23 protein-coding genes and 1 riboswitch are annotated in these 22691 nt (G+C 70.7%); of the genes, 18 read left to right on the forward strand and 5 right to left on the reverse strand.

All coding sequences use genetic code 11. The features are described 5' to 3' along the window. Window positions 1-18: 18 nt before the first annotated feature. Window positions 19-2169 (reverse strand): MMPL family transporter, encoded by a 2151-nt coding sequence (locus QFZ50_RS13075; RefSeq protein ID WP_307084827.1) that lies wholly within the window; start codon window positions 2167-2169, stop codon window positions 19-21. A 101-nt stretch (window positions 2170-2270) separates the two neighbouring features. Between QFZ50_RS13075 and QFZ50_RS13080 the strand changes: the two genes are divergently transcribed. From QFZ50_RS13080 to QFZ50_RS13120, 9 genes are all read left to right on the forward strand, one after another. Further along, window positions 2271-2741: a MarR family winged helix-turn-helix transcriptional regulator gene (locus QFZ50_RS13080; RefSeq protein ID WP_307084828.1), complete on the forward strand. Its 471-nt coding sequence runs from the start codon at window positions 2271-2273 to the stop codon at window positions 2739-2741. 29 nt (window positions 2742-2770) lie between these two features. Next, window positions 2771-3568, forward strand: coding sequence for a methyltransferase domain-containing protein (locus QFZ50_RS13085; RefSeq protein WP_307084830.1), 798 nt, complete (start codon window positions 2771-2773; stop codon window positions 3566-3568). Window positions 3569-3663: 95 nt separating this feature from the next. Beyond that, the gene (locus tag QFZ50_RS13090; protein ID WP_307084832.1) at window positions 3664-4692 is read left to right on the forward strand and encodes a hypothetical protein; all 1029 of its coding nucleotides are present in this window, start codon (window positions 3664-3666) and stop codon (window positions 4690-4692) included. A 43-nt stretch (window positions 4693-4735) separates the two neighbouring features. Continuing rightward, on the forward strand, window positions 4736-5395 hold the full coding sequence (locus tag QFZ50_RS13095) for a hypothetical protein (RefSeq protein WP_307084834.1): 660 nt from the start codon (window positions 4736-4738) through the stop codon (window positions 5393-5395). Then, complete coding sequence (locus tag QFZ50_RS13100; RefSeq protein WP_307084836.1) at window positions 5392-5778, forward strand: phage holin family protein; 387 nt, start codon at window positions 5392-5394, stop codon at window positions 5776-5778. Before QFZ50_RS13095 ends, QFZ50_RS13100 begins: the two co-directional genes overlap by 4 nt. A gap of 53 nt (window positions 5779-5831) precedes the next feature. Beyond that, on the forward strand, window positions 5832-6341 hold the full coding sequence (locus QFZ50_RS13105; protein ID WP_307084839.1) for a low molecular weight protein-tyrosine-phosphatase: 510 nt from the start codon (window positions 5832-5834) through the stop codon (window positions 6339-6341). Between the two features lie 23 nt (window positions 6342-6364). Further along, on the forward strand, window positions 6365-6982 hold the full coding sequence (locus QFZ50_RS13110; RefSeq protein WP_307084840.1) for a LysE family transporter: 618 nt from the start codon (window positions 6365-6367) through the stop codon (window positions 6980-6982). A gap of 3 nt (window positions 6983-6985) precedes the next feature. Next, on the forward strand, window positions 6986-9109 hold the full coding sequence (gene pabB, locus QFZ50_RS13115; protein WP_307084841.1) for an aminodeoxychorismate synthase component I: 2124 nt from the start codon (window positions 6986-6988) through the stop codon (window positions 9107-9109). A gap of 82 nt (window positions 9110-9191) precedes the next feature. Beyond that, entirely contained in the window at window positions 9192-10385 is a 1194-nt protein-coding gene (locus QFZ50_RS13120) for an FAD-dependent oxidoreductase (RefSeq protein WP_307084843.1), read from the forward strand. On the opposite strand, the gene QFZ50_RS13125 is transcribed toward QFZ50_RS13120, so the two are convergent. The 4 genes from QFZ50_RS13125 to QFZ50_RS13140 all read right to left on the reverse strand — a co-directional run bounded on the left by QFZ50_RS13125 (window position 10344) and on the right by QFZ50_RS13140 (window position 14328). Then, window positions 10344-11003 carry a methionine ABC transporter permease gene (locus tag QFZ50_RS13125; RefSeq protein WP_307084845.1) on the reverse strand — a complete coding sequence of 220 codons (660 nt, stop codon included), beginning with the start codon at window positions 11001-11003 and terminating at the stop codon, window positions 10344-10346. The two genes, QFZ50_RS13120 and QFZ50_RS13125, sit on opposite strands and share 42 nt — an antisense overlap. After that, entirely contained in the window at window positions 11003-12031 is a 1029-nt protein-coding gene (locus tag QFZ50_RS13130) for a methionine ABC transporter ATP-binding protein (protein WP_307084847.1), read from the reverse strand. Before QFZ50_RS13130 ends, QFZ50_RS13125 begins: the two co-directional genes overlap by 1 nt. 71 nt (window positions 12032-12102) lie before the next feature. Next, window positions 12103-12990: a MetQ/NlpA family ABC transporter substrate-binding protein gene (locus QFZ50_RS13135; RefSeq protein ID WP_307084849.1), complete on the reverse strand. Its 888-nt coding sequence runs from the start codon at window positions 12988-12990 to the stop codon at window positions 12103-12105. Between the two features lie 183 nt (window positions 12991-13173). Further along, a riboswitch (SAM riboswitch) is annotated at window positions 13174-13291 on the reverse strand. Between the two features lie 161 nt (window positions 13292-13452). Continuing rightward, window positions 13453-14328: a GAF domain-containing protein gene (locus QFZ50_RS13140; protein WP_307084851.1), complete on the reverse strand. Its 876-nt coding sequence runs from the start codon at window positions 14326-14328 to the stop codon at window positions 13453-13455. Window positions 14329-14588: 260 nt separating this feature from the next. Here QFZ50_RS13140 and QFZ50_RS13145 point away from each other — a divergent pair, with 260 nt between their 5' ends. The 9 genes from QFZ50_RS13145 (at window position 14589) to QFZ50_RS13185 (ending at window position 22637) form a co-directional block, all read left to right on the forward strand. After that, the gene (locus tag QFZ50_RS13145) at window positions 14589-15344 is read left to right on the forward strand and encodes a GAF and ANTAR domain-containing protein (protein WP_307084853.1); all 756 of its coding nucleotides are present in this window, start codon (window positions 14589-14591) and stop codon (window positions 15342-15344) included. A gap of 49 nt (window positions 15345-15393) precedes the next feature. Then, window positions 15394-15954 (forward strand): mycothiol transferase, encoded by a 561-nt coding sequence (locus QFZ50_RS13150; protein WP_307084855.1) that lies wholly within the window; start codon window positions 15394-15396, stop codon window positions 15952-15954. A gap of 29 nt (window positions 15955-15983) precedes the next feature. Beyond that, window positions 15984-16589 carry a GNAT family N-acetyltransferase gene (locus QFZ50_RS13155; protein ID WP_307084857.1) on the forward strand — a complete coding sequence of 202 codons (606 nt, stop codon included), beginning with the start codon at window positions 15984-15986 and terminating at the stop codon, window positions 16587-16589. A 184-nt stretch (window positions 16590-16773) separates the two neighbouring features. Further along, window positions 16774-16881 carry an Rv0909 family putative TA system antitoxin gene (locus QFZ50_RS13160; protein WP_307084859.1) on the forward strand — a complete coding sequence of 36 codons (108 nt, stop codon included), beginning with the start codon at window positions 16774-16776 and terminating at the stop codon, window positions 16879-16881. A 200-nt stretch (window positions 16882-17081) separates the two neighbouring features. Then, a complete protein-coding gene (locus tag QFZ50_RS13165; protein WP_307084861.1) occupies window positions 17082-18065 on the forward strand; it encodes an ABC transporter substrate-binding protein in 984 nt (327 codons plus the stop codon). A 97-nt stretch (window positions 18066-18162) separates the two neighbouring features. After that, on the forward strand, window positions 18163-19686 hold the full coding sequence (locus QFZ50_RS13170; protein WP_307084863.1) for a sugar ABC transporter ATP-binding protein: 1524 nt from the start codon (window positions 18163-18165) through the stop codon (window positions 19684-19686). Then, window positions 19683-20714 carry an ABC transporter permease gene (locus QFZ50_RS13175; protein WP_307084864.1) on the forward strand — a complete coding sequence of 344 codons (1032 nt, stop codon included), beginning with the start codon at window positions 19683-19685 and terminating at the stop codon, window positions 20712-20714. The genes QFZ50_RS13170 and QFZ50_RS13175 overlap by 4 nt, the downstream gene beginning before the upstream one ends. Beyond that, a complete protein-coding gene (yjfF, locus tag QFZ50_RS13180) occupies window positions 20714-21727 on the forward strand; it encodes a galactofuranose ABC transporter, permease protein YjfF (protein ID WP_307084867.1) in 1014 nt (337 codons plus the stop codon). Before QFZ50_RS13175 ends, yjfF begins: the two co-directional genes overlap by 1 nt. A gap of 31 nt (window positions 21728-21758) precedes the next feature. Beyond that, window positions 21759-22637 (forward strand): aminodeoxychorismate lyase, encoded by an 879-nt coding sequence (locus tag QFZ50_RS13185; protein ID WP_307084869.1) that lies wholly within the window; start codon window positions 21759-21761, stop codon window positions 22635-22637. Window positions 22638-22691: the final 54 nt, after the last annotated feature.

Raw genomic sequence — 22691 nt, forward strand, 5'->3', positions numbered from 1 at the left:
CTCCCAGCATGCGGCGGTCTACCGCGGGGACGGCACCTTGCCGAGCGCCGACGGCCACCAGATCTTCGGCCCGATGTCGTAGGCCAGCGCCGGGATCAGCAGGGAGCGCACCAGCACCGTGTCCAGCAGCACGCCGAACGCCACGATGAACGCGATCTGCGCGAGGAACAGGATCGGGATCACGCCCAGCGCGGCGAAGGTCGCCGCCAGCACCACGCCCGCCGAGGTGATGACGCCGCCGGTCACGCCGAGTCCGCGCAGGATGCCGGGCCGGGTGCCGATGCGCAGGGACTCCTCACGGACCCGGGTCATCAGGAAGATGTTGTAGTCCACCCCCAGCGCCACGAGGAACACGAAGCCGAACAGCGGCACCGACGCGTCCGCTCCCTCGAACCCGAAGACGTTGTTGAACACGAGCGCCGACACGCCGAGGGCCGTGGCATAGGAGAGCGCCACGCTCGCGACGAGGAGCACGGGTGCCAGGACGGAGCGCAGCAGGAGGATCAGGACCACGAGGATCACGGCCAGCACGATCGGGATGATCTTGACGAGGTCGGCGAGCGCGGTGTCGTTCGTATCGATCGCCACCGCCGTGACCCCGCCGACCAGTGCGTCGGGGCTGGCGTCGTCGAGCGCGGTGCGCAGGTCCCGCACCACGCCCTCGGCCTGCTCGGAGTCGGCCTGGTACCCGAGCGTGCCGCTGATGAGCACGCGCCCCTCCTCGACGAGGACGGTACCGGCAGGGTCGGCGGTCAGCGTGGCATCGGAGATGCCCTCCTGCGCCGTGACGACATCGAGCGCCGCCTGCTGGTCCGCCTCGGGCGCGACGACGTAGACGGGGCTTCCGGAGCCCGCGTCGAAGTGGCGCCCGAGCGCTTCCTGGCCGTCGACGGCATTGGAGGGTGTCAGGATCACCGCGGACTGGGGGACGCCGCTGGCCTGGAGCTGGGTGAGCCCGAGCGTGCCGGCGACGAGGATGAGCAGGGACGCGATCCACAACACCCGCGGGCGGCGGGCCACGAGCAGGGCCACGCGCCGCCAGAGGCCCGTGAGCCGCTCGAGCCCGGTCGCTGCGCCCGCCCCGGTCGGGGCTGCATGCCGGCCGTGGTGGGGTGCGGCGACGCTCACCAGTTCGGGGTTGTAGCGCGGACGCAGCGGCCAGAAGGCCGCCCTGCCCAGGAGCAGCAGGAGTGCGGGGAGAAGCGTGAGCGCTGCAGCGAGCGAGAAGGCGATGCCGATCGCGGCGATGGGTCCGAGACTCCGGTTCGAGTTGAGATCCGAGAAGAGCAGGCACAGGAGGCCGAGGATCACGGTGGCGCCGGACGCCACGATCGGTTCCACGGAGCTGCGGTACGCCACGCGCATGGCATCCCACCGCGTCTCGTTCCCGACGAGGGCCTCCCGGTACCGGGCGACGAGCAGCAGCGCGTAGTCCGTGGCCGCGCCGATCACGAGGATCGAGAGGATTCCCTGGCTCTGGCCGCTGAGCTGGATCACGTCGAGCTTCGCGAGACCGAAGATCAGCAGGATCGACGTCGCCAGCGCGAACACCGAGGTCAGCAGGACGAGGAACGGCAGCACGATGGACCGGTAGACGGCGAGGAGGATGACGAACACCGCGCCGAGCGCGACGGCGAGCAGGATGCCGTCGATCCCGCCGAAGGCAGCCACGAGGTCATTGGTGAGCCCGGCGGGGCCGGTCACGTACCCGGTGACGTTGTCGGGCAGTTCGTCGTCCAGGACGGTGCGCAGTCCACCCACGACGTCGGTGAGTTCGGCGTCGGAGGAGACGAAGGCGATGTACTGCACCGCCATCCCGTCCTCGGACGGGATGGGCCCCGCGACCGCCGGCGCACCCTCGGCCGGCGGCTCGAGCCCTTCCACGTCCCCGAGCGTGGCCGCGAGCTCCTCGAAGGGGCCGAGGTCCCGCGGGTCGATCGCGGTGTCCGATTCCGCCACGATGACCGCCGGGATGGCATCGGAGTCGCTGAAGCGCCGCTGCAGTTCACCGGCCTCCGTCGATTCCGCGCTCGCGGGCAGGAAGGACGCCTGATCGTTGCTCGAGACCTCCTCGAGCCGCCCGAACGTGGGACCGCCGACGGCCGCCCCGATCAGCCAGACCAGCACCACGACCGCGGGCAACAGCACCCTCAACCATCTGTTCCTCATGGAGTTCCCTGCCCTCTCGAAGTTATCTCTGCAGCAAAGTATATCTATCATGGAGATAATGCGAACCGGCCTAAACTGGAGGGGAAAGAAGGCGAGGGCCCATGGCCGCGAGGGAAGAACTCATGGCACTGCTGCGGCAGTTCACCGTGGAGACGGACCGTTACGTGGACGTCGCGAGCGAACGCGACAGCCTCTACCGCACCGATCTCCATGCCCTGAGCATCATGATGGGTGCTGCCCGTGCCGGGCTGACCGTCACTCCCGGCATGCTGCGGGAGGAACTGAACCTGAGCTCGCCCGCCACCACGGCCCTCGTCGACCGTCTCGACTCGGCGGGCCATGTGACCCGCCGGCGCAGTGACGTGGACCGGCGGCAGGTGCACCTCGAGATGACGGAGAAGGCGCGCTCCACGGGCGCGATGCTGTTCGCGCCCCTCGCACGCCACATCAACGCCGTCTTCGACCGGTACTCCGAGGAGCAGCTGACGCTCCTGCGCGACATGCTGCAGGACGTCACCGACGCCACGGTCGCGGCGCGTGATGTGGCGCTGGACGACGTGGACGCTGGCTGAGGGGCCTCCCGCCGGTTAGCCTTCGGAGCATGAACGACGAGGTCTACTCCCACGGACACCACCCGAGCGTCACGGCCGCGCACGCAGCGCGGACCGTCGCGTCGTCGGCCGCCTACCTCGAGCCCTTCCTCGAAGCAGGGCTGGACGTGCTGGACGTCGGCTGCGGCCCCGGCAGCATCACGGCAGGGTTCGCCGACCTCGTGGCACCGGGCTCGGTGACGGGCATCGACAGCTCGGCCGACGTCGTCGCGCAGGCCGCCGAGGCACACGCCGATCTCGCGAACGTCGAATTCCGCGAGGGCAACGTGTACGACCTCGACGCCGCCGACGAATCCTTCGACCTGGTCCACGCACACCAGCTCCTGCAGCACCTGGCCGACCCCGTGGCGGCCCTCCGCGAGATGCGCCGCGTCGTCCGGCCGGGCGGGATCGTCGCGGCCCGCGAGGCCGACTTCGGTGCGATGACCTGGTTCCCTGTGGTCGACGAACTCGACGAGTGGCGGGAGCTGTACCGCACGCTGGCACGCGGCAACGGCGGGGAGCCCGACGCCGGACGCCGCCTTCCCGGGTGGGCGGCGGCGGCGGGCTTCGCGGAGATCGAGGTGTCGTCGACGACCTGGGTGTACGCCACCGCCGAGGACCGCCGCTTCCTCGCCGACTCCTGGGCCGAGCGTGTGCTGCACTCGGCGTTCGCGGGGCAGACCCTCGAGCGGGGCCTCGCCGACCAGCGCACCCTCGACCGGCTGGCCGAGGGGTGGCGGAGGTGGTCGCGGCTCGACGACGGCGTGTTCCTGATGCCGAGCGTGGAGATCCTCGCGCGGGGATGAAGGGCGGGACACGCGATGGGGAGTCCTCCCCATCGCGTAACTCCGCCGTCCCGGTAGGCTGACGACCAGGTCTCAACCGCACGGGGGAACATACGATGACGAACGGTACGATCGGCGCGGATCTCGCCGCGCTCAGGGAGCTCTCCGCGAGCTTCAGCCAGGCCCAGCAGCAGTTGTCCGGTATCTCGCTCATGATCTCCTCGCGGGTCAATGCGCCCGGCTACTGGAACGGTTCCGATGCGGACCGCTTCCGTGCCACCTGGAACTCCGACCACCGCATGCGGATCTTCGCTGCGGAGTCCTTCCTGACCGACGGCGCCACCACCCTGCGTGCCAACGCCGACGAGCAGGAGGGCGCCAGCGACCAGGGGTCCGGCTCCATCCCGGGCAGCGGCTCGGGCAGCGGCCCGGGCGGGGTCCCGGGCCCCGGTGCGCCGGGCGGAGAAGGAGCGCCGGATGGGGCCGGCGGGCTGCTCGGCGGCCTGCTCGCCGGAGCAGGCGGATTCCTGGGAGGCCTCGTCAGCGCCTACTCCACTGCCAACACGTGGCGCGGCAGGCTCGGTCTCCCCGTCACAGCTGCGAGGCTGTACAGCCACCTGCGCCTGGCCGGCAGTTTCGCGAGCCTCGACGACGCGCTCCGCGCAACATCCCAGGGCGCCCAGCTCAAGCGCATCGCGGAGATCATCGGCGGTAAGGGGTGGGGAGCCGAACTGCAGCGCCTCAGCAACATCCTCCCCGAGGGGCTGTCCGGACGGGTCGGGTCGCTCGCGGCGCCGCTGGGTGCCATCGGGAAGGCCCTCGGCCCGATCGGCGTGGGGCTCGGGGCCCTCACGACGTACCAGGACATCCGCAACGAGGACTACGGCAGGGCTGCCCTGCACGGCACGACCACCGTCCTGGGCGCCGCCGCCCTCATGACCCCGCCCCCCGTGAACCTGGGACTCGGGCTCGCGGCCGGCGGACTCGCCCTGGGCGAACTGGCCTACGATCACATCCCGGTGTTCCACGACGCCGTCGACTGGACCGCAGACGCCGTGGGCGACGGCGTCGAAGCCGTCGGCGAAGGCATCAAGGACCTCGGCGAGGGAATCGCCGACAAGGCCGAGGACCTGTGGCCGTTCTGACCCCCGACCGACCTGCCCTGCCCGAAGACCGAAGGACATCCGAGTGACAGACACAGCCACCACCCCACGGACCCCGCAGGGAACCACCGAGCCCGCGGTCCTCGGCTTCGGCGTCGCCGAGATCGCGTACCTGCTCTCGCTCGGCACGGGACCGGCAGCCGAGAAGTCACGTACCGTGCTGACGGTGGGCCCGGAGATGTCCACACCGGTCCTCCTGGCCGCGGGCGCATCCTCCCTGCTGGCCAGGGGACTCGTCCGTGTCGAGGGCGATGACGTGCTGCCGAACGCGGGCGCCGAGTACGTGGCCTTCGCGCTCGCCGCGTCCTACCGCTGGACCGAGATCGGCCTGCAGAACGATCGGAAGCCCGAGTTCGCACTGTACTTCCAGGCGCCCGACGTCTCCGTCCTGCTGCAGCCGGCCGCACTCGGCAGCTGGTTCGCCGTCATCAAGGACCCGGAGGCCGGAGACGTGGACATGCTGCGGCAGGTCGTCGACCGGGGTGTCTCCGGGCCCGGGCTCGCCGCCGTCTTCTTCGGCTCCTCGACGCTCACCGACGAGGTGAACTACTTCGTCCGCCGGAACGACGACGACAGCTGGGACGTCGCGCATGTCGCGCCCGACGGCGAACAGCACCGCAAGCCGTCCGTGGGTGAGACGGTCCTCAGGGCCGACCTCGAGGACCTGACGAGGGCCCCGGCATGACGGCGCCGCTCTGGCGCCCCCGGCAGTGGGACGCGCACGTACCACCGCACCTGAAGGAGCCGTACCCCTGGGCGCATCCGAACCACAAGGGCAGCTTCCATCCCTTCGGGAATCCCCGCAACACCCTCCTGTTCGGTGTGGCGCTCCTGGCCGGCGGAGTCTTCCTGGCGATCACGGCCGTCGGCGGCTACGCCCGCGACGGCGACGCTGCCGCCCTGTGGGTGGCCGCCCTGATGCTCGTAGGGCTCGGAGGGACCGGCGTGTGGGGGATGCGCCTCGGACTGGCGCGCCTGCGCTGGATCCGGCGTTTCAGGGAGGCGTACGGCTTCTCCCCGTTCGACCGGCGACCGGACGAGGTCGATCTGCACCGGCCGGGACGGTGAGCCCGGACGACGTCCGGCCGAGCCGGGAGGGGCACCGCAGCTAGGCTGGCGTGATGTACCGCATCGTCACCGTCTGCACCGGGAACATCTGCCGCTCCCCCATGGCCGAACTCATGCTGACCCACGCGTTCGGCCAGGCCGGCCTGGGGGACGACGTCGTGGTCGACTCCGCGGGCACCACCGACTGGGAGGCGGGCAGGCCGATCGACGAGCGCGCGGCGGCGAAGCTGACCGAGCTCGGCATCCAGAGCCACCTGCACCGGGCGCGGATGTTCGAGCCGGGCTGGTACCACGAACGCGACCTCATCCTCGCCCTCGACCTGGACCACTACCGTGAGCTGCGGCGGGATGCACCCGACGACGACGCCCGCGACAGGATCCACCTCCTGCGCGAGTTCGATCCCTCGACCACGGACACGGAGCTCGAGCAGCTCGGCATCTACGACCCCTGGTACGGCGACGCGAGCGACTTCGAGGCCACCTGGAGGATGGTCGACGGTGCGGTGGACGGCGTCGTGCGGTTCGTGCGCCACGAGCTCGACGCCGACCGTTCGGACGACTGACGCGCGGTGCTTACCATGAACGGGTGAATCCCTCCCTCTGGCTGGCGCTGCTCGGCGCCCAGACGCTCATCAGCTTCATGCCCGGCGCGGGCGCGGTGAACACGATGAGCAACGCCCTCGCGGTGGGTTTCCGCCGCTCCGTGTGGGGCATCCTCGGGCAGCAGGCGGCCCTGCTGGTGCACATCGGCATCGCCGGTGCGGGGGTCGGTCTCCTCGTCGCGAACTCCCCCCTCGCCTTCCACCTCATCCGGTACACCGGTGCCGCGTACCTCGTGTATCTCGGGGTGCGGAGATTCCTCGCGAAACCGGACCACAGCGAGGTGCGTGCCCTGCAGGGCAGCGAGGGCGCCCTCTCGATGTTCCGCCGCGGCGTGTGGGTGAACCTGCTCAACCCGAAAGCGATCGTGTTCTTCCTCGCGCTCATCCCCCAGTTCATCAGGCCCGAGGAGCCGCTGCTGCGCCAGTACGGCGTGCTGGCCGCCACCGTGGTCGTCGTCGACGTCCTCGTCATGTGGTTCTTCTACGCGGGCACCGCGCGCTCGTTCCGGCGCTTCACCGAGGACGAGCGTGGCCAGACCATCCTCAACCGCACCTTCGGTTCCCTGTTCGTGGGCGTCGGCGCCCTGCTCGCCCTGGCCTGAACCGTGCCCGACGCACCCCGCACCCCGCACGGTGCCGCGCCCGCCACCCCGCCCCTGCTGATCGCCGTCGACGGCCGGTCGGGTGCGGGCAAGACGACCCTCGCCGTGGAACTCGCCGCCCTCCTGCGCGAGCACCACAGCGTGAGCCTCTTCCACCTCGAGGACATCTACCCCGGCTGGGACGGACTCGACGCCGGGATCGGCCGCTACGTGGAGCGGGTGCTCACCCCCCTGCGGGCGGGACGGACGGCACGCTGGAACGCCTGGGACTGGGTGCGCGGAGAGGACGGCGCGGAACGCACGACGGCGGCGGCGGAGATCGTGCTGCTCGAGGGTGTGGGCGCGGCGGCGGCAGCGGCGCGTGACCGCCTCGACGCCGTGATCTGGGTGGAGGCCGACGCGGCGGTCCGGCGGCGCACGGCGATCGAGCGCGACGGCGACGCCTACGCCCCGTACTGGCAGCGCTGGGCCGAGCAGGAGGACCGCTGGCTCGCGGCCGACGACCCCGGTACCGCCGCGGACGTCGTGGTGCAGGGCCATCACGGGCCGCCGTCGCCGCAGGCCGTGCGCCTCGCGCTCACCGGGCTGCCCTCCTGCACGGTGCTGCTGGCGCCCGAGCGCGCAGGACGGCGCGGCCTGGTGCTGGATTGCGAGCGCCTCGAGGCGGTCCCGGACGCGGCGGCCCTGTTCTCGACGCTCTACCGTGACGCGCCTGCGGCGGCCTGGCTCGACAGTTCGGACGCGGCGGCGGTCCCGAAGGACACCGGGGCGGGTCCGGTGGCCGCCCCGCCGACCCGCCTCCTCCCCGGCGGGCGCAGCCGCTTCAGCATCATGGCTGACGCCGGCGGCGCCTTCGGGCAACTGGCCCTGCACCGGGACGGCGTCACGGACCTCGTGGCCGGTCCGGTGACCACCCGGATCCGGGAGCCCTTCTTCCGCTGGCTCGACGACGTGTGGGGGCGGCGGGCCGTGCGGGTGCCCGACGGTCTCGCCTGCGATTTCGGGCTGGGCTGGCTGGGCTACCTCGGTTACGAGCTCAAGCGCGAGACGGGTGGTGCCGACGGCCCGTCCGCTGCGGGCCTGCCCGACGCCGCGCTCCTCTTCGCCGGCCGCGCCGTCGTCCTCGACCACGCCGACGGCGCCGTCTTCCTCCTGACCCTCTCCGACGGACGGCCCGACGCGGACCGGGACGCCTGGCTGGCGCGCGCGCGGGAGGCCGTCGCCGCACCGGGTCCCGCCCCGACACCGGGCCCGCACCCGGGGCCGCACTTCGCGGTGCGCGATCCGCGGGACGCGTACGTGGCGAAGATCCGGCAGGCCCAGGCCGAGATCGCCGAGGGCAACACCTACGAGGTGTGCCTGACGACGTCGCTGACGGCGCGCCCGGCGCGCGGGGAGCACCTCGACCCGCTGGACACCTACCTCCGCCTGCGCGTGACGAACCCCGCTCCGTTCGCTCATTTCCTGCGCTTCCCGGGGTTCGCCGTCGCGAGCACCTCGCCCGAGCGCTTCCTGCGGCTCACCACGGACGGGCACATGCGGGCCGAACCGATCAAGGGGACGCGGGGACGCTCGGCCGACCCCGTCGCCGACGCCGCGCTGCTCCACGACCTCAGGACGTCGGCGAAGGACCGCGCGGAGAACATCATGATCGTGGACCTCCTGCGCAACGATCTCTCCCACCACGCGGTCCCGGGCTCGGTCACGGTCAGCCGGTTGTGCGACATCGAGACGTACGCCACCGTGCACCAGATGGTCAGCACCATCGATGCCCGGCTGCGCCCCGGGAGCGCGCGGGCCGGCGTCGTCGCATCCGCGTTCCCCGCCGGCTCCATGACCGGGGCGCCGAAGATCAGCACCATGGCCATCCTCGACCGCCTCGAGCAGGCGCCGCGCGGCCCCTACTCCGGCGCCGCCGGATATTTCAGCCTCACGGGCGCCACCGACCTCGCCGTCGTCATCCGCACCCTCGTGCTCCGTGAGGACGACGGCGGCACCCACCTGACCCTCGGCGTGGGCGGGGCGATCACGACCGACTCCGACCCCGAGGAGGAGTGGGACGAGGTGCGCACGAAGGCGCGCGGCGTCCTCTCGGCCCTGGGGACCGGATTCCCGGCCGACACGTGAGCCGGAGTGCCCGCACGTGACCCGGTAGCCTTGCCGCAGGCGCCCGCCGGCGCAGGACCTCCGGGCCGGAAGGGAGCACGCCATGACGGGCATCGCCGTGATCGGGGCGGGCCTGGCCGGCTCGTCCGCCGCGTGGCGGCTCGCGCAGGCCGGGCACGACGTCGTCGTCCTGGAACAGGACACCCCGGCCCACCGCCGGGGCAGCTCCCACGGCTCGGCGCGCATCTTCCGCTACGCCTACGCCGAGCGGCTCTATGTGGACCTGGTCCGGGAGGCGGCCCGCGGCTGGGCCGAGCTGGAGGCCGCCGGCAGTACACGCCTCCTCACGCGCACCGGCGCACTCGACCACGGCGCGGGCCATGATCCGGAGGGCTTCGCACGGGTCCTCGCGGCAGCTGGCGTGGAGCATGCGCTGCTCGGGCCGGCCGAGGCGTCCGCACGCTGGCCCCTGCGGTTCGAGACCCCGGTCCTGTGGCATCCCGGCGCGGGCGTGCTCGACGCCGAGGCCGCCGTCGTCGCCATGCTCGACGAGGCACGCGCCCACGGGGCCGCCCTGGAGCAGGGGTGGCGCGTGACCGGGGTGCGCCGCCGTGGCCGGGGCTACCGCGTGCACGCCGGGGACGGCCGGTGGGTCGACGCGGAGCAGGTCGTCGTGGCGGCGGGCGGCTGGCTCCCGGACCTCCTCGGCGACCTGGACCTGCCGGAGGCGTTCGTCACCGCGCTCCCCGCCCTGGAGGTACGCCAGGAGCAGGCCTACCACTTCCCGTACGCGGAGGGGCCCGGCGCGGCGTGGCCCACGTTCATCCACAGGACGGAGGACATGGTCGTCTACGGCCTGCCGGGCGGCAGGGACGCCGGCTGGTCGGGGCAGAAGGTGGCGGAGTACAACGGCGGCAGGCGCATCCGCTCGGCCGCGGCGCAGGACGGCCTGGTCTCCGGGGACAACCGCCGGCGTGTGGTCGCGTACGTGGAGCGCCACCTGCCGGGCCTCGTGCCCGAACCGTACGCGGAGACCACCTGCCTGTTCACGAACACCCCGACCGAGGACTTCGTGATCGACCGGGCAGAGGGCATCACCGTCCTGTCCGCCTGCTCCGGCCACGGAGCCAAGTTCGCGCCCCTGCTCGGGCAGCTGACCCTGGCGCTCGTGGAGGGGCGGGACACGGTCCCGGGACCCTTCCGGCCCGGACGGCTGCGCTCCTCGCGCAGCCGCCCCTGGCCGGCGGGCGCCGGGTCAGCGGCGCAGCACCTTCCGGGCCACGGCGTTGCCGAGTAGCTGCATGACCTGGACGATCAGGATGACCACGATGACGGCGGCCCACGTGACCACAGGATTGAACTGGCGGTAGCCGTACTGGATGGCGAAGGTGCCGAGCCCGCCACCGCCGACGGACCCCGCCACCGCCGACATGTCCACGAGCGCCACGAAGATGAAGGTGTACCCCAGGATCAGGGGCCCCAGCGCCTCCGGGATCAGGATCGTGAGGATGATGCGCAGGCGGCCCGCGCCCACGGAACGCGCCGCTTCGATCACGCCGGGCTGGACGGTCAGCAGGTTCTGCTCCACGATGCGGCTGATACCGAAGGCCGCCGCGAGCGACAGCGTGAAGATGATGGCGCTGTTGCCGATGCCCGTCCCCGTGACCGCCCGGGCGAGGGGTTGGGCCGCGGCGAGGAAGATGATGAAGGGGATGGGCCGGAAGATGTTGACGATGACGTTCAGGGTCCCGAAGACACCGCGATGACCGAGGATGCTTCCGGCCCTCGTGGTGTAGAGGCCCATGCCGAGCAGGAGGCCTCCGGCGCCGCCGAAGAGCAGGCTGAGACCCACGATGTAGAGGGTCTCGTACGTCGCCTCCCAGAGTTGCGGGGCCAGGGGTACGAGGTCTTCCATCAGGCGAGCTCCTTCACGGTGATCCGGCCGTCCATGTACTGCAGCGTCGCGTCGATGACGCTCTCCGACCCGGTGAGTGCGAGGGTGAGGTGCCCGAAGGCCCGTCCACGGATGTCGTTGACGCCGCCGTAGACGAGTTCGAACTCGATCCCTGCCGCCGCCAGGTCCACGAACACGGATGCCTGGGACGAATCGCCGTCGCGGAACGAGAAGGTCACGATCCTCCCCCGGTGCCGCTCGCGCAGTGCCGACAGCTCGTCCGGTGAGGGGATGCCGCGGACCACGGTCGAGACGAACCGCCGGGACGAGGCCTCGCGGGGATCGGAGAACACATCGAAGACGTCGCCCTCCTCGACGATCCTCCCGCCGTCCATGACGGCGACCTTCGTGGCGAGGGTCTGGATGACGTCCATCTCGTGGGTGATGACCACGATCGTGATACCCAGTTCCTCGTTCACGCGTCGCAGGAGCCGCAGGACCTCGTGCGTCGTCTCCGGATCGAGCGCCGAGGTCGCCTCGTCCGCGAGCAGGATCTTCGGCGAGGTCGCCAGGGCACGGGCGATCCCGACGCGCTGCTTCTGGCCCCCCGAGAGCTGCTCGGGGTAGTTCGACGCCTTGTCGGTCAGCCCGACGAACTCGAGCAGCTCCGTGACGCGCGCGGCGATCTCGTCGCGGCTCCTGCCGGCCACCCGAAGGGGGTAGGCGATGTTGTTCCAGACGGTCTTGGCGCTGAACAGGTTGAACTGCTGGAAGATCATCCCGATGTCGAGGCGGAGGCGTCGCAGCTGGCGGTCGGGCACGCCGGTGACCTGGACGCCGTCGACGACGATGTCCCCGGCGGTCGCCTTCTCGAGGGCGTTGATCAGCCGGACGAGGGTGCTCTTGCCCGCCCCGGAGTACCCGATGATCCCGTAGATCTCGCCGGCCTCGATGTCGAGACTGACGTTGTCGATGGCGTGGACGGGGGCATCCCCGCGCCGCGCGGGCGGGAAGGTCTTGCTGACGTTGCGGAGAGAGATGAGAGGCATGGTGTCCTTGCTGCAGGGGAGGTGCGGCCGGCCGGCACACGCACGGCGCCGGCCGGCCGGGGACGGGGTGGTCAGCCCTGGGCGCGGGTGTCCTCCTCGACCGTCTCGAGGGACGTCTTCAGCTCGTCGGCCGGGACCTTCAGGAACTCCGCGGTACCACCGGACGTCTCCTGCACGGCGTCGAGGACCTCCTGGGTGTCCTGGTAGATGCTGACGAGCTTCTGGTAGGTCTCGTTGTCCTCCTCGCCGGCACGGGAGGCGAAGACGTTCACGTAGGCGGCGGCCGCCGGGTCCGACGGGTCGTCCTTCGCGATGGCGTCGTCGAACTCGAGTCCCGCGTCCTGCACGAAGTCGTTGTTGATGATCGCCGCCGCGACGTCCGGCAGGGACGTCGGCGTCAGGGACGCGTCCAGGGTGGTGACCTCGACCTTCGACGCGGCCTCGTCGATGTCGTCGATGGTCGAGAAGGCGCTGCCGCCGTCCTTGAGCGTGACGAGGCCCGCCGACTGGAGGACGAGCAGGCCCCGGGCCAGGTTGCTCTCGTCGTTCGGCACGGCGACGGTCGACCCCTCGGGGATCTCCTCCACCGAGCCGTACTTGGTCGAATAGAGCCCCAGCGGGTAGATGGCCGTCGATCCGACGGGCGTGAGCTCCTCGCCGCTCGAGACGTTGTACCGGGCGAGGTACACGAGGTGCTGGAACTGGTTGAGGTCGAGCTCACTCTCGCTCAGTGCCGGGTTGGGCTGCGTGTATTCGGCGAAGTCGACGACCTCGAGGTCGATGCCCTCCTTCGCGGCCGCGTCGGTCAGCACCGCCCATTCGGGGTCGCTGGCCCCGACGACGCCGAGCCGGACTTTCTCGGTCTCCCCTCCGGCGCTCGCATCCGAGGGGCCGCACGCGACGGTCAGGGCGAGGAACGGGAGGACGGCAGCAGCCAGGAGCTTGCGGGATACGGGCATGGTTCTTCCTTCGGATGGGGACAGGCCGAGCGGACGGCTCGACCGGGGTGGCGGGGCAGGGAGGTGCGGGGCCGGGCGCTGGTCGCGCGCCACAGGGCGGCCGGCACTGCCGTCAGGGTGCGTGCATGATCGCTCCACGAGTGAGGAGGTCCCCGGGGCGCCGGTCGGGACGCAGCGCCTGAGGGGCCGTACTTGCCGACTGGGGGACTTGGCCCAGCGGCCGAATCTTCACCTGGAGCACCCCACTACGGGAGAGGGTTGCTGTCCAGCCGGCCAGGGCCGTTGGCTGGAACTCTTGATTCTTGAGTTGACGGTAGGTGAGGAACCGGTGCCGGACAAACCCGGGCCGTCCGTGACGTCACAAATGACATCCTGCAGGGCTGCCGGCCTGCGGCGGCCCGGGTGGGGTCCGGGTGGGGTGCGGATCCGGAGCGCACCGCATCCGGTGCGCCGCGCCCTGGGCTAGGCGGCCGGACCCCGCCAGATCTCGTCCTGGACGAGCTGGGCGAAGGCGCGCAGGTCACGGACGTCGTTCTCCGTGAAGTCCCTCGGCTTGTCGTCCATGACGCACAGCGAACCGATGCGCCACCCCTCCAGCGTGGTCAGCGGGTGCCCGGCGTACAGGCGGACCCTCGGGCCACCCGTGACGAGGGGGTGGTCCCGGTAGGAGGCGTCCAGCAGCGCGTCCGGGATCACCAGGGTGCGGTCGGCGGTGACGGTGACCGCGCAGAGGGACAGTTCGAGCGGCAGGTCCTGGCCGATGGGTCCGGCCAGGGACTTGATCACCTGCCGGTCCTCCGCGATGAGGGCGATCGAGGAGGAACTCACGCCGAACCATTCGCGGGTCCGGGCGGTCAGGCGGTCGAACCGCTCCTCGGCCCCGGTGTCCAGGAGGCCCGATGTGTACAGGGCCTGCAGCCGCCGGAACTCCTGATCCTCCGTCAGGTCGGACGAGCCGTCCGCCGGGCCGCCGTCGGACCCGTTGCCGGCCTGGACATGGGGGCGGAGCGCGCGGCGGTCGAACCCGTACCCGTCGGGATCGGTGACGAGCGGCCGGAGGTAGTCCTCGAAGCCGGAGGAGATCGCCGCCCGGTCGGTGCTGTAGTGCGCACCGTCGGCCATGGACCCGGTGGAGTCGATGATCTCGTTGATGGCGTGGGCGATCAGGTCCCGGTCACGGCGCGGCAGCCGGGTGAGCCCCCGGAGATATCCCTCGACATCGAACCCGTCGTGGGTGCCGCCCAGTGCCGTGTAGCCCCTGGCTACCTGCTCGAGCGCTATGCCGGCCGCCCGCGTGGCTTCAAGGGCTGTCCATTGCTGGAGGTACGCATCGGTCACTGGTGGTTCCTTTTCCGTTCGTCGGCGAGCACAGGACGCTTGAGCCATGAGCCGCCGACGGCTGCCATCCATCCTAGGACTCCGGGGCCGGCCGTGCACGGCTGCCGCCGGGACATCCGCGGGGTGGACAGGAGCGGCACGGCAGGCGTACCCGCGACCACCGGTCGTACACTTCTTGGCAGTGGGACCCGTTGCGGGCCCTCGACCGCGGCTCAGCAGGGAGCCCCTCCTTCCGTGAACGACGAATGGACACGTGCCCCATGCCCGACGAAGACGAACTCGCCTACGAGACCGAGCGCGACCCGGTCATGGCGCTCCTGCAGGACATGGTCCTCGAGAGCGAGGACGTCCAGGGTTTCCTGACCGGACTCGCCACCGTGGCGTCGAAGGCATTCACCGGGTTGTACGGCGAGGTGTTCTGCGGGGTGACGCTGCTGCGCCCGCGATCCATGATCACCGTCGCGAGCAGCAGCGACCGCGCCCGGGAGGTCGACGAGGTGCAGTACGGCTTCGACGACGGCCCCTGCCTCCGGGCCGCCCGCACGGGCGAGACCGTGCACATCCGGGATCTCCTGGCCGACGGGCGCTTCCCCGAGTACGGCGAGGCCGTCGCCGCCTACGGGCTGCGCTCCGCGCTCGGGATCCCCATCCGGCTCGAGAACGGGGCCAGCGCCGGCCTCGACTTCTACTCGACCAGCCCCGACACCTTCGACGAGAAGGGCATCGCGGTGGCCGAGGGCCTGGCCCGCGATGCCTCCCGGTCCCTGCAGCTGGCCGTGCGCATCGCGGCGCTGAGTGACGACAGCCGGAACCTCAAGGCCGCGATGGCGTCCCGCACCACGATCGACACCGCCGTCGGCGCGATCATGGCCCAGAACAGGTGCACCCAGCAGGAGGCGTTCGTGATCCTCCGGCGGGCCTCGTCCACCCGGAACGTGAAGCTCCGGGACCTCGCCGCGTCCATCCTCGCGTCGGTCGGGCAGACGGAGCCCGTCGAGACCCACTTCGAGCATTGACGGCTGCGGCCTCTGGCGCGCGCGGCGGCGGTGGGACAGGATGGCGCCCATGAGCGAGGAGACCGGCAGGTGGAGCAGGGCGAGCGTCTACCCGGACATGTGGGTGGACCCGGAGGACGATCCGCGGAACAGCGACGGGGTGAGCCCCGACGGTGAGGCGGCGACGTTGCACGAGTACCTCGCGGACTACCGGCTCACGCTCCTGATGAAGTGCGAGGGCCTCACCCCGCAGCAGTTGGCGCGCCGGTCCGTGCCGCCGTCGACCCTGTCCCTGCTGGGCCTGCTCCGCCACCTCGCCGAGGTGGAGCGCGACTGGCGCGGCTGGATCTCCCCGGACGAGCGGGTCCCGCCCCTGTACGGCGGTGCGGACGGCGACTTCGAGGGCGCCGTCGCCGACGAGGCGGTGGTCGGGGGCGCCTTTGCCGACCTGGAGCGCGAGCAGTCCGCCACCGATGCGCTGCTGGCCGCCCACGGCGACCTGGGCGAGCGCGTCGGCGAGGACGGGATCGCCGTCCGGGAACTGCTGGTGCACCGGATCGAGGAGTACGCGAGGCACTGCGGGCACGCCGACCTGCTGCGGGAATGCATCGACGGCCGCGTGGGGCAGTGACGCACGCCTGCCGCGGCTAGGGTCGATCCATGAGCGCCCTCCAGCCCGTCACCCTGCGCGGTACCCGCGTCGTCCTCGAACCGCTCGCCCCGGAGCACCACGACGCCCTGGTCGCGGCCGCCCGCGACGGCGAGCTCTGGAAGCTCTGGTACACCTCGGTGCCCACACCGGAGGGCATGCGACGCGAGATCGACCGGCGTCTCGCCCTGCAGGACGCCGGGTCGATGCTGCCCTTCACCGCGCGGCTCGCTGCGGACGGCGGCACAGCCGGCCGGGTCATCGGCATGACGACCTACATGAACATCGACCGGGAGACCCCGCGGGTGGAGATCGGCTCCACCTGGAACGCCGCGTCGGCCCAGCGGACGGGCACGAACACGGAGTCCAAGTACCTCCTGCTCCGCCACGCCTTCGAGGTGCTCGGCTGCCCCGCGGTGGAGTTCCGCACGCACTGGCTCAACCACCAGTCACGCGAGGCGATCACCCGCCTCGGCGCCAAGCAGGACGGCGTGCTCAGGAGCCACACCCGGGCCGCCAACGGGGAGCTGCGCGACACCGTGGTCTACTCGATCCTCGCCCACGAGTGGCCGATGGTGCGTGATCACCTCCTCCACAGGATGTCCCGCCACTCCTGACGCACCGGCCCTGCGGGTGCGTCCCGGGACCTCCCCGCTCCCGCCGGAGGGCGTTTGTCAACCGGATCCTGCCCGTACCGCACCGGCTCCGGAAGGCGGAGGATGAAGGCGTCAGACCGCGGCAGCCACGGCGGGCCGCGGACCGGTTCGACAGGAAGCAGAGTCTATGGCGGACATTGGTGGAATGGCTGACAAGGCCAAGGACTACGCACAGGACAATCCCGAGAAGGTGGACCAGGCCAAGGACAAGGCCAAGGACGCCGTCGACGGCAAGGACGGCGATCAGAAGTAGCTGATCCCCTACCGGAGGCCGGGCCGCTCGCGGCCCGGCCTCCGTCGTGCCGCGCCCTGTGCAGATCGCTACCGGATTGTGGCCGCAATCCCTTGACCCGCTATTTGTTACCGTTCACAATTGCCGCAGGGCTCCCCGCCCCTGCAGCAACGACGGTGCAGATAGCCCCTTGCTGTGGTTCCGATTCCAAGGAGGCAGCAGTGTTCAGGAAATCCTTCGTGGCGGTCATCGCCGCCACAACCCTCGCCCTCACGGCCTGCGGCGGTGGGTCCGACGCCGGTGGCGGCTCCGATGGTGGCGCCGATGACACGATCACGATGGGCTTCGCCCAGGTCGGCGCGGAGAGTGGCTGGCGCACCGCCAACACCAAGTCCGTGCAGGACTCCGCGAAGTCGGCGGGCGTCGACCTGAAGTTCTCGGACGCCCAGCAGAAGCAGGAGAACCAGATCAAGGCGATCCGGTCCTACATCCAGCAGCAGGTGGACGTCATCGCCTTCTCCCCCGTGGTCGAGTCGGGGTGGGACACGGTGCTGAAGGAGGCCAAGGACGCCGAGATCCCCGTCATCCTCACGGACCGTTCGGTGGATTCCTCCGACACCTCGCTGTACAAGACCTTCCTCGGCTCGGACTTCGTGGAGGAGGGCAAGAAGGCCGGCGAGTGGCTCGTGGAGGACTCGGCCTCGACCGAGGGCCCCGTGAACATCGTGGAGCTGCAGGGAACCACCGGGGCGGCCCCGGCCATCGACCGGAAGGAGGGCTTCGAGGCCGCCATCGCCGCAGATCCGGACCTGAAGATCGTCCAGTCCCAGACCGGAGACTTCACCCGGAGCGGCGGCAAGCAGGTGATGGAGGCGTTCCTGAAGAACACCCCCGACATCGACGTGGTCTACGCCCACAACGACGACATGGGCCTCGGCGCCATCGAGGCCATCGAAGCCGCGGGCAAGGTGCCCGGCAAGGACATCAAGATCATCACCGTGGACGCCGTGAAGGACGGCATGACCGCCCTCGCGGACGGCAAGATCAACTACATCGTCGAGTGCAACCCGCTCCTCGGTGAGCAGCTCATGGATCTGGCGGCCAAGGTCGTCGCGGGTGAGGAGGTGCCGGCCCGGGTCGTCACCGAGGAGACCACCTTCACGCCCGAGCAGGCCAAGGAAGTCCTCGCCAGCCGCGAGTACTAGCAACCGGGTCCGGCCGTCCCGAGGGGCGGCCGGACCACCAGGACAGCAGGGTGCGGCGGGCACGTCCCGCCGCACCTCGGCAGAGGAGCGCACACCCATGAGCGAGACCGTCCCCGTGGTGGACATGAAGGGCATCTCCATCGCCTTCCCTGGCGTGAAGGCGCTCGACGACGTCGACTTCCGTCTGTTCCCCGGAGAGGTCCATGCCCTGCTGGGGGAGAACGGTGCCGGGAAGTCGACCCTGATCAAGGCGCTGACGGGCGTCTACGCGATCGACGGCGGCACCATCACCGTGCTGGGCGACCGGCAGAGCTTCAGCACCCCGGCCCAGGCACAGGCGGCCGGGATCAGCACGGTGTACCAGGAGGTGAATCTGTGTCCCAACCTCTCCGTCGAGGAGAACATCCTGCTCGGCCGTGAGCCGCGCCGGCGCGGCGGGATCCACTGGCGGAACGTCCGCCGGAGGGCGGAGGAGGTCCTCGAGCAGCTGCAGCTGGGACACATCGATCCCCGGTCCATCCTGTCGTCGCACTCCATCGCCATCCAGCAGCTCGTCGCCATCGCGCGCGCCATGCAGGTGGAGGCCAGGGTGCTGATCCTGGACGAACCCACCTCCAGCCTGGACGCGGACGAGGTCCAGCAGCTGTTCTCGGTGATCCGCACGCTCCGGGCCCGGGGCGTCGCGATCCTGTTCGTGTCCCACTTCCTCGAGCAGGTGTACGAGGTGTCCGACCGCATGACGGTCCTGCGCAACGGCCGGCTCGTGGGCGAGTACCTGACCTCCGAGCTGCCGCGCATGGGGCTGATCACCAAGATGATCGGCAAGGAACTCGATGCCCTGGCGGAACTCGAGGAGGCCGAGAGCCGACGCCAGCCCGACCGGACGCAGGAGGTCCCCTTCCTGCGGGCGGAGGGCCTCGGCAGGAAGGGCTCGGTCCGGGACGTGACCGTCTCCGTCCATGCCGGGGAGATCCTCGGCCTCGCGGGCCTGCTCGGGTCGGGCCGCACCGAGACGGCCCGGCTGCTCTTCGGTGCCGACCGGGCCGACCAGGGTCGCCTGGACATCGACGGTGCCCCCCGCACCCTGCGCACCCCGCGCTCCGCCATCGACCGCGGTATCGCGTTCTCCTCCGAGAACCGCAAGGAGGAGGGCCTGATCGGCGACCTCTCGGTGCGCGACAACCTGATCCTGGCGATGCAGGCCGGCAAGGGCTGGTGGCGGCGTGTCCCCCGCGCCACCCAGGACGAGCTGGCCGAGCGCTTCATCAGGACCCTCGACATCCGGCCGTCCAACAAGGACTCGCTGATCCGGGACCTCAGCGGCGGCAACCAGCAGAAGGTGCTGCTCGCCCGCTGGCTCATCACGAATCCGAAACTGCTCATCCTCGACGAACCGACGCGAGGTATCGACATCGGCGCGAAGACGCAGATCCAGAGGCTCATCAGCAGCCTCGCGGCCGACGGCATGTCCGTCGTCTTCATCTCGGCGGAACTCGAGGAAGTGCTGCGCCTCAGCGACCACATCGCCATCCTCAAGGACCGGCAGATGGTGGCGGACATACCCAACGACGGAGTCACCATGGAAGACGTCATGACGGTCATCGCGGGAACGAACCCATGAGCGCGCTGCTGAAGCACCGGCTCACCTGGCCCGTCCTCGCGCTGGTCCTCCTGCTCCTGCTCAACCAGCTGTTCCGTGCGGACTTCCTCTCGGTGCGCGTCCAGGACGGCCACCTGTACGGGAGCCTCATCGACATCCTCCGCAACGGCGCCCCCACCATCCTGATCGCCCTCGGCATGACGCTCGTCATCGCCTCGCGCGGCATCGATCTCTCGGTGGGAGCGGTCGCCGCCATCGCCGGTGCGATCTCCTGCATGTACATCTACAGCTCGCCCGATCCGACGTCCCTGCGGACGGCCGCCACCGGGGTGGCGATCGCCGTCGTCGCGGGCCTCGTCCTCGGGGCGTGGAACGGGTTCCTGGTCTCGGTCATCGGGATCCAGCCCATCATCGCCACGCTGGTGCTCATGACCGCCGGCCGGGGGCTGGCCCAGCTGGTCACCGACGGCCAGATCATCTCCGTCTCCAACGACTCCTACCAGGCGATCGGCGCCGGGTTCTTCCTCGGCCTGCCCATCTCGATCCTCATCGCGGCGGCCGCCTTCGCCGTCGCCGGCCTGCTCACCCGCCGCACGGCCCTCGGCACGCTCATCGAGGCGGTGGGCATCAATCCGGTGGCCAGCCGGCTCGCCGGGCTCGATGCCCGCACCATCACGTGGACCGTCTACATCTTCAGCGGCCTGTGCGCGGCGGTCGCCGGCCTCATGATCAGCTCGAACGTCACGGCGGCGGACGCCAACAACGCCGGCCTGTACATCGAGATGGACGCCATCCTCGCCGTCGTCATCGGCGGCACGTCACTGGCCGGAGGCCGGTACAGCCTGGTGGGGACGCTCGTCGGAGCGCTCATCATCCAGACCCTCACCACCACCGTCTACACGCTGGGCATCCCGCCCGAGGCGACGCTGGTCTTCAAGGCGCTGGTCGTGATCATCGTGTGCCTGCTGCAGTCGACCAGGGCCCGCACCCTCTTCGGGCGCCGCAGGCGGCCCGTGCCCGAGCAGTCCCAGATCAAGGTGGCCGTCTGATGTCCGTCCTCACCCGCACGTCGGCACCGCTCGACCGCTCCCGCATCAGCCGCCTCCAGGACAAGGCGCGCTACGCCCCCACCCTCGCGACGGTGGGCCTGTTCCTCGCGATGTTCGCCGTGGGCGCCGCCATGTACCCGGGATTCCTGTCCGGCCAGGTCTTCCTGAACCTGCTGATCGACAACACCTTCCTGATCGTGCTCGCCGTGGGCATGACGTTCGTCATCCTGACCGGGGGCATCGACCTGTCGGTCGGCTCCGTCGTCGCGCTCTCCATGATGATCGCCGCGTCCCTCCTGCAGGCCGGCTGGAACCCGTTCGCCGTGATCGTCCTCGTGCTCCTGACGGGCGCGACCTTCGGCCTGCTCATGGGCCTCGTGATCCAGGTCTTCGAGATCCAGCCGTTCATCGTCACCCTCGCCGGGCTGTTCCTGGCGCGCGGGCTCTGCTACGTGATCAGCGTCGACTCGATCACCGTGACGGACCCGTTCTTCACGGCGATGGCCCAGGCGCGGATCCCGCTGGTGGGGAAGCTGTTCGTCTCCCCCGGTGTCCTGATCGCCCTGCTCGTCGTCGTCGTCGCGTTCTACATCCTGCACCAGACGCGCTTCGGCCGGACCGTGTACGCCATCGGCGGCGGGGAGTCCTCGGCGATGCTCATGGGCCTCGCCGTCCCGCGCACCAAGATCCTCGTGTACGGGATCAGCGGGGTGTGCTCCTCGATCGCCGGCATCCTGTTCTCCTTCTACAGCCTCTCCGGGTACAGCCTTGCGGGCACGGGGCTGGAGCTGGACGCGATCGCCGCGGTCGTGGTGGGAGGCACGCTGCTCACCGGAGGGTACGGCTACGTGCTCGGTTCCCTCACCGGGGTGCTCGTCCTCGGCATCGTCCAGACGTTCATCTCCTACGAGGGCACGCTGAGCTCCTGGTGGACGCGCATCGTGATCGGCGCCCTGCTCCTCGCCTTCATCCTGCTGCAGAAGCTGTTCAGCCGGAAGGTGAGACTCGCCTGAGGTCGCGGTGCCGCCCGCTACGCTGGGGGCCATGACCGTTCTCGTGTTCCTCGACCCAGGCCATGACGACGGACGGGTGGCCGACGCGTCGCAGCCGCAGCTGATGGCGACCGATCTCGGTGCCACCCGCGGCGACGGCGTCTTCGAGTCGATGCTGGCCGTCGACGGCACCCCCCGCAAGGAGCAGGCGCACCTGGCGAGGCTCGCGTCGTCGGCCGCCGCCCTCGACCTGGCCGTGCCCGGCGCCGACGCCTGGGGCCGGGCGGTCCGCACGGCCCTGCGCGAGTTCGCGGCGGCCGAGCCCGACAGGACCAGCGCCGTCGTGAAGCTCGTCGCCACGCGCGGCGTCGAGGGGGCGGGGCGGGCGACGGCGTGGGTGCAGGTGGCTCCGGTCCCGGCGGCGACGCTGGCGCAGCGCGCGGCGGGCCTGCGGGTCCTCCTCCTCGAACGCGGGTACGACAGCACCGTGGCGCAGCGCGCGCCCTGGCTGCTCATGGGAGCCAAGACCCTCTCCTACGCCGTGAACATGGCCGCGATCCGCCACGCGAAGGCCGCCGGCGCCGACGACGTCATCTTCACCTCCTCCGACGGCAAGGTCCTCGAAGGGCCCACGTCCACCGTGCTGCTCGCCCGCGAGCGCGACGGGCGGAAGACGCTCGTCACGCCGCAGCTCGAGAGCGGCATCCTGGCCGGCACGTCGCAGGCGGCGCTCTTCGCTGCGGCGAAGGGGCAGGGCTGGGAGCTCGGCTACGGACCGCTCGAACCGCACCACCTCTTCGAGGCCGACGCCGTGTGGCTCATCTCGAGCATCCGGCTCCTCGCGCCCGTCCTCTCCCTCGACGGGCAGGAGCTCCGCACCTCCGCCGCCCTGACCGCCGAACTCACCGACCTCGTGGACCGTTTCGTGTAATTTCCGCCACATCGCGCGCCCTGATGCGCGGAATTCCGCGTCAAGGGGCGGATC

It is taken from the genome of Arthrobacter agilis, assembly GCF_030816075.1.
Classification (GTDB): Bacteria; Actinomycetota; Actinomycetes; order Actinomycetales; family Micrococcaceae; genus Arthrobacter_D; species Arthrobacter_D agilis_E.